We start from the raw sequence: 6,491 nt of genomic DNA on the forward strand, positions 1-6,491 counted from the left end.
GTTAAGCTCGATACAAGGATCTGTGGATTATATTATTCTGGATACTGGTGCGGGATTATCTTATGAAAATTTACGGTTTATTTTAGCGGCTGATGACGTCATTCTAGTCACTACCCCAGAGCCCACTTCGATAACCGATGCTTATTCCATAGTGAAGATGGTTCACGCGAAGGATACGAATGTACATATTAAACTTATCATCAATCAATGTACGAGTGATAAAGAAGGAAAACAAACAGCCGATAACTTCAAAAAAGTGACCGAGCAATTTTTAAATAAACAAATCGGGACATTGGGGTTTATCCCAAGTGATATAAATATTCCAAATGCCGTCAAAAAACAAATCCCGTTTTTATTGGCTTTTCCAAACTGTCATGCTTCGCAGGCTATGCAAAATGTGACACACGAATTTCTTCAACTTCCTGTTTCTTATAAGCTTGGGATTAAAGGGTTTTTATTGAAAATGCTTTTTAAATAAAAGCAATGTTAAATGTTGTTGTTGATATTCCGCAAAACAGCTACGCTTTTCTAGGGTGAGCGCCAAGACTCCTCGGCGCTTCGCTTCTGCGGGGTCTTGACTGTCTCGTTTTCCCTCAGGAGTCTACGCTATTTTGCTCCATATATCACTAAAAATTAAGCGATATACTATTACTGTTCTAATTGATGATTGTAGTGGAARGCGTCCGTCTGTTTCTGCATCGCTACGCTAGCTTCGAAACATGAAAGTGCGTTGGAACGGAAATCAACAATATAGTTTAACAGATTCTAAATAAAAGCATAAGGCATTCTTATCAGTGGTGGTGAAACTCATGTTGAACAATAAATTGTCTAAAGAAGAACTGGCCTATTGGGGAAATTGGCAAAAACAGCGTGATCCACAAGCGGGTGAATATTTAGTCGAGCGCTATCTACCGTTGGTTGATTACATCGTTCAACGATTTAAGATCAGTTTGCCTAAAACAGTCGATAAGGACGACATTCGTAGTTTCGCATATGAGGGACTGCTTGATGCATTTGATAAATTCAATATGGATAGAGATATGAAGTTTGAAACATATGCGTCATGGCGAATCAAAGGAGCGGTCATTGATGGACTGAGGCATAGCGATTGGTTACCACGTTCCGTAAGGGATAAAGTGAAGAAAATCGAAAATGCCTACGCAATTCTCGAGCAGCAGAAAAATGATTCTGTTACAGATGAGGAAGTCAGTGATTATTTAGGGATTACAAAAGCAGAACTGAACAAAACGGTTTCAGAAGCGGCACTGTCTACCATGATATCAATCGATGAGACTGTCTACGATGAGGATAATCAGGTCGGAAAATATTCAATGATTGAAAACGATCAAGCGGAATCGCCGGAACGCCATTTAACAGCACAGATGATTAAAGAATCATTGTCACATGCGATTGGACGCTTGCCAGAAAAAGAAAAGCTTGTCATCTCACTCTGCTATTTCGAGGAACTGAAATTAACGGAAATTGCGGAAGTGCTCAGTGTAAGTGTATCTCGAGTTTCCCAAATGCACTCTAAAGCAATACTTCGTTTAAGGTCAGCGACACTGGCAATACACGAAAACTATTGATTTCAAAAAGGATAGAAGGATAAGGTGATACCCTTGGACTGGTTTCTGATCGCAATGATTATTTTAGTTATATTGGTGAATATCAGGTCATTTCTTGTATTAGCCGAATTGAAACAAAAAAGGGCTCAAATGAAAGAAGATATAGACGCCATTCACGGAAGCATGGAAGAATTCGTGACGAGTGTGGAAAAAGAAAATGATGAACTTTATGAGAAAATGATCGACTATATTCGAGTGAAAGATAGTAAACTCGATGAGAGAATCCGAATGTTGGAAGAAAAACTCAACACCGTAACGACGGATAGCTCCGCTAAGACGTTTCCTTTGGGGGAGCAAGACGATGTAAAGCAGGCGTACACCGAAGCGTCTGCAGTCAATGATCAGGAAAATGATAAAATGTTGAAATTGTATAAACAAGGTTTTTCTGAAAAGCAAATTGCCAAAGTATTGCAGATTGATCTGGGAGAAGTGGAGCTTGTCCTGAATATGTTCAAGAAAAAGCAAAGTTATCAAAAGTAGAATGAGGTGTTTCATTTGCGTATTGGAATGCAAACGAACTTTTCAAACGACAGGATTTCAAAAAATGCAGTGGAAAGTAAGACATCCGATTCTTTTGCCAACATGATGAGAAAATCACAGACTAAATTGCACCTGGATTCTTTAAATCAATTAATGTCTCGTGTGGATTCACAAGGGCAGAGGCTGGCTAAGCAAAGAACCCTTGAAAACCTCTTGGATTATAAAAACTTAGTAAAGCAGTTCATCGGGGAATCCTTAAGTTTAGGGTTGCAATTGTCCGAAAAACAAAGCTTCAATCAAAGTGGTGGAATGAAAACGCATCAATTAGTGGAAGTGATTGATCAGAAACTCATTGAAGTCCAGGATGAAGTATTAAATGATGAAAATGAAGGTCTTAATACGCTTCGTTTGGTCGGTGAAATCAAAGGGTTGCTCGTTAATTTATATATGTGATAGAAGTTATTATTAACTGGAGGGAAACGAAATGAGCGAGAATCGTCGCGAGTTTTTTCGAGTGGTATTTCATCAATCAATCAATGGAGAAATTTCATTGGATGGAGCAATCTTCTTCATGCCGGTAGAGATTGAAAATGTAAGTGTGAGAGGCTTGAAATTCATCTCATCTATGGATATTCCATTGGAGAGACCAGTAACATGTCGTTTTGAAATTTTAGGTAGTCCTTTTTTATTGGAAGGATCTATTATTCGTAAGTCCATAAGATTGCATGATATTGAATACGGTGTTGGATTTGAAGTGAACCAAGATACTTCTTCTGAGTTATTTAAGCAATTGAACTATTATCAAATTCGTCAGCGTAAAGGAAATCCAATGGAAATGGATTGAATCATTTCCCGATTTTGCTTGAAGACCCGATCAGGAATACAACTGACCGGGTTTTTATATTTGTGGGATGCGTTGTATACTTGTGAAGGAAAACTTATCGTGAAAAAATAGATTGAGACGAACCTTTGTCTATGGAATTAAAATAATGCTTGGAGGAAATAAATTTATGTCAGTTTTACCAAATTGCCCGAAATGCCATTCAGCTTATACTTATGAGGATGGGAATATGTTGGTTTGTCCGGAATGTGCACATGAGTGGACGTTGGAATCAAAGAATGAAGATAGTAATGAAGATAAAGTAGTTAGAGATGCAAATGGAAATGTATTGAATGATGGTGATTCCGTAACCGTCATCAAAGWCCTGAAAGTAAAAGGAAGTTCATCTGTCCTGAAAATAGGAACAAAAGTGAAAAGTATCCGTCTGGTTGATGGTGATCATGATATCGATTGCAAAATTGATGGTTTTGGAGCTATGAAGTTGAAATCTGAGTTTGTTAAGAAGAACTAAATACAGCTTTGTTCAATGAAAAACCGCTTACTCCATTTAGGAGTAAGCGGTTTCAGCTTGCTTATCTTTTGCACTCTATCGAAAAATATTATGGTCGGCTATTTCTTTCGCTTTCCGCGGACGAAACGCTAGCCTCCTCGGCTCAGCTGTCTATGACAGCTGAGCCTGTGGGGTCTAGCTTATTTCGTTTTTCCGCAGGAGTCTTCAGAAATAGCCGACCATCTTACTAATGAAATAATATGAAGAGATACGCAAATAGAAGCGAAATCCGTTGATTGGAGTGGAGGCGGCGACTTCAGCGGGAACAGCACGAGCTGAAGGCCCCGAAGGAACGTAGTGACGAGGAGACTAAAGCCGTGCCCGCGAAACGCGTCCGCCGCAAAGGAAATCAACATTTTCTTGCATACGCTCTTTTTCATTATAAAGATTGGATCATCTTCCCTTTTTTCACTGCCTTTGGGTTAAAACCTTCAACACCTGAATCTAACAAGTCAAAGAAGTGCCATGGTGAGCTATAATCATCTCCAGGTCCGAATGCATCGTTTGAGACCAAATAAATGACGCCATCTGCTTCATTTTTAAAGGTCGAAACTCCAGGATATTGGTAATTGTCTCTTTCAAATCCCATATCCTTTTTGAAACTACTTTTTATCGTCGAAACCATCGGAAATGGCCAATTTCGTTCTTTAGCGAACGATTGTTGAACTTCCGGAGAATCTGGCGTAGCTAAAACAAATGGTGCTTTAAGTACAAGATAATCGTACACTCCGACAAAACCATCCGCCCACATCGTGCAGTATGAACAGGATTCCCCCATATTTTGAACAACAATCAATTCATTGCGATCTCCAAAAAGTTCAAGTAAAGAAATGGACTGACTGACCGTCACTTTTTATAAACTCGTAGTTCTTCACAGGAATGTACGGAGCAGCTTTTTTTAATTTCTTCAAATGTTGCTTTTTATCCATGATTTCTTTCTCAAGTTCTTCAATCTCCGCATTGATTTTCAACATCCCTAGCACCCTTTCTGGTTGGCAAGTAATTGATGTATTCTCCATAAAGGAAAAAATCTCCYTTACTTTACAAAAAATAGTTAATGGATGTGAGAAAATAAGGATTATAGATTTGTTGTATATAGTGTGAAACATTTTTGGCGAGTGAGGATTTTTAAAGACATGCAACCATTGAACCGAATTATTTATCTAATCTTTTGAAACAGAAACAAGGGAATCTAACTTAGTCCCGACAACAGGGAGGTGTATGGATGGTGAATATGAAAGCTTTGGTGAAGAAAGCGAAGAGCGGGGACGGTGAAGCATTTGTCCAATTAATAAAGCAATATGAAAATGTTCTTTATAGAGTAGCCAGTAAATATCTGAATCACGATGAAGATGTGGCTGATGCCATGCAAGAAACCATCATGACAGCGTTTGAAAAACTGCCGACGTTAAAAAAACCGGAATATTTTAATACGTGGATATGCAAGATCTTAATCAATAACTGCAATAGCCTATTGAAGAAAAATAACAGGACCGTCCAACTGGTCGATATGGAAAGAATTCGAGAAAAAGATAATCCTGCATTATTGAAAATGGAGCTGGAAGAGGAACTGTCTTCCTTGAATGCAGATTACAGAACGGCCATTGAGCTGTATTACATCGTCGGGATGAATATCAAGGAAATTGGCGAGTTGCTAAAGGAACCTGAAGGAACAATCAAGTCACGACTTTCGAGAGCGAAAGCCATACTACGAATCAATCATGATAAACAAAAAGGAGTGATTGGCTATGAGCAACGAGTTTAATGACGAGTTCGTCAAAGAAATTCCGGACCATGTGAGGCAAAGGCTGGATCAAACATACGAGAAGATTCGCTTCCAATCTAAAAAGAAAAAGAAACATATCATTTGGACGAGAATGGCTACAGCTGCCTGCTGTCTACTAATTGTCGCGATAGCCTCGACAAGTGAACCTGTCAAAGCAGCGATTTCTGGTATCTTCAAGTTCAACGACTCAGGAATTGAACAAGCGGTGAATGCCGGGTTTGCAGAAGAAACCGATCAATCGGCAACGAATGAGAACGTGCGGATTACACTCGACAGTTACTTCTCTGATTACAATAAAATTGGATTCAGCTTTCAGTTGTTGTTCGAGGATCCTACATTGTTAAGTGGAAAGGTAGAATGGATATCCCTAGATGTGCGGTTGAAGAATGGTGACGGGGAATATATTGTGGAATTTATTCCAGATACAAAGCCTCTATACGGTAAAAGCGATTATTTAGTTGGCGCGCATGTTATGAACCCGATTATTGAACAGAAAACTGGTATAGCCCAATTTGACACGGTATTTGATTCCACGGAAGGTAATTTTCCGGCATTGTCAAATGCTGTAATAGATGTGGAAAGTATAAATGTACAATATGCAAATGGAGAATTTAAAAAAATTGATGGTGAGTGGAATTTGCCATTGAATAAGGCTGCAAAACCATTTGAAGTCGTGGAATACGTGGCACGCGAGTCTGACAAGATTAAGATAGTAAAAGCGAATGGCAATCCAACATCCCTTTCTCTGACCATTTCTATAGATGGAGAACCAACGGAAACCCCATTCGCTATTATGAAAGTGGTGGATGAACAAGGAATAGAATATGAGGCGGGTAGTACTAACATGACGGTCAAGAAAGGGTACACCCTCATCTCAACCACGTTTCCAATCTCATCTTTCGTTCATGCGGAAAAACTGCAATTAATCGTGGGGAACGAAGAAGTGGAACTAACCAAAACCAATGATTGATGAAGAGTGAATGAAACCCTAAATCCAAGTTGTTTTGGATTTAGGGTTCTTTTTGATTCAGCAATACTACAGGCTTACATTTCAGTTCATAAATACGTGCCATAACCCATATAACCATAGAGACAAGGATCGTGAGGGTGATTTGGTTGGCTTCAATTTGGGCGATGGGCACAATATTTACGGCGTTCGGTTTTGGTCTAGGGGGAATCATTGCTTGGGGGATTAGGGGACTCAAGAAG

General features: G+C 39.2%; 10 protein-coding genes. 8 read left to right on the plus strand and 2 right to left on the minus strand.

Going from position 1 to position 6,491, the window contains the following annotated elements:
* The 6 genes from AC1DSB_RS12240 to AC1DSB_RS12265 form a co-directional block, all read left to right on the plus strand.
* Nucleotides 1-478, plus strand: a 478-nt coding sequence (locus AC1DSB_RS12240) for a MinD/ParA family ATP-binding protein (RefSeq protein WP_477586804.1), incomplete at its 5' end; no start/stop codon positions are given.
* A 331-nt stretch (nucleotides 479-809) separates the two neighbouring features.
* On the plus strand, nucleotides 810-1,586 hold the full coding sequence (locus AC1DSB_RS12245; RefSeq protein ID WP_477531364.1) for a FliA/WhiG family RNA polymerase sigma factor: 777 nt from the start codon (nucleotides 810-812) through the stop codon (nucleotides 1,584-1,586).
* Nucleotides 1,587-1,610: 24 nt separating this feature from the next.
* A complete protein-coding gene (locus tag AC1DSB_RS12250; protein ID WP_477586805.1) occupies nucleotides 1,611-2,105 on the plus strand; it encodes a DUF6115 domain-containing protein in 495 nt (164 codons plus the stop codon).
* A 6-nt stretch (nucleotides 2,106-2,111) separates the two neighbouring features.
* Entirely contained in the window at nucleotides 2,112-2,558 is a 447-nt protein-coding gene (locus AC1DSB_RS12255; protein ID WP_231391166.1) for a YaaR family protein, read from the plus strand.
* A 31-nt stretch (nucleotides 2,559-2,589) separates the two neighbouring features.
* Complete coding sequence (locus AC1DSB_RS12260; RefSeq protein ID WP_477531362.1) at nucleotides 2,590-2,949, plus strand: PilZ domain-containing protein; 360 nt, start codon at nucleotides 2,590-2,592, stop codon at nucleotides 2,947-2,949.
* Between the two features lie 166 nt (nucleotides 2,950-3,115).
* Entirely contained in the window at nucleotides 3,116-3,457 is a 342-nt protein-coding gene (locus AC1DSB_RS12265; RefSeq protein ID WP_477586806.1) for a zinc ribbon domain-containing protein YjdM, read from the plus strand.
* Between the two features lie 418 nt (nucleotides 3,458-3,875).
* Here the strand turns inward: AC1DSB_RS12265 and AC1DSB_RS12270 are convergent, their stop codons facing one another.
* Complete coding sequence (locus AC1DSB_RS12270; RefSeq protein ID WP_477531360.1) at nucleotides 3,876-4,346, minus strand: DUF899 family protein; 471 nt, start codon at nucleotides 4,344-4,346, stop codon at nucleotides 3,876-3,878.
* A complete protein-coding gene (locus AC1DSB_RS12275; RefSeq protein ID WP_477531359.1) occupies nucleotides 4,315-4,515 on the minus strand; it encodes a hypothetical protein in 201 nt (66 codons plus the stop codon). Before AC1DSB_RS12275 ends, AC1DSB_RS12270 begins: the two co-directional genes overlap by 32 nt.
* Before the next feature lie 206 nt (nucleotides 4,516-4,721).
* On the opposite strand from AC1DSB_RS12275, the gene AC1DSB_RS12280 reads away from it, so the two are divergent.
* Both AC1DSB_RS12280 and AC1DSB_RS12285 read left to right on the plus strand, forming a co-directional pair.
* Entirely contained in the window at nucleotides 4,722-5,261 is a 540-nt protein-coding gene (locus tag AC1DSB_RS12280) for an RNA polymerase sigma factor (protein WP_477531358.1), read from the plus strand.
* Nucleotides 5,245-6,252: a DUF4179 domain-containing protein gene (locus tag AC1DSB_RS12285; protein ID WP_477531357.1), complete on the plus strand. Its 1,008-nt coding sequence runs from the start codon at nucleotides 5,245-5,247 to the stop codon at nucleotides 6,250-6,252. Before AC1DSB_RS12280 ends, AC1DSB_RS12285 begins: the two co-directional genes overlap by 17 nt.
* Nucleotides 6,253-6,491 lie beyond the last annotated feature (239 nt).

The sequence above is a fragment of the Paenisporosarcina sp. P4_E4_2 genome (assembly GCF_056401595.1).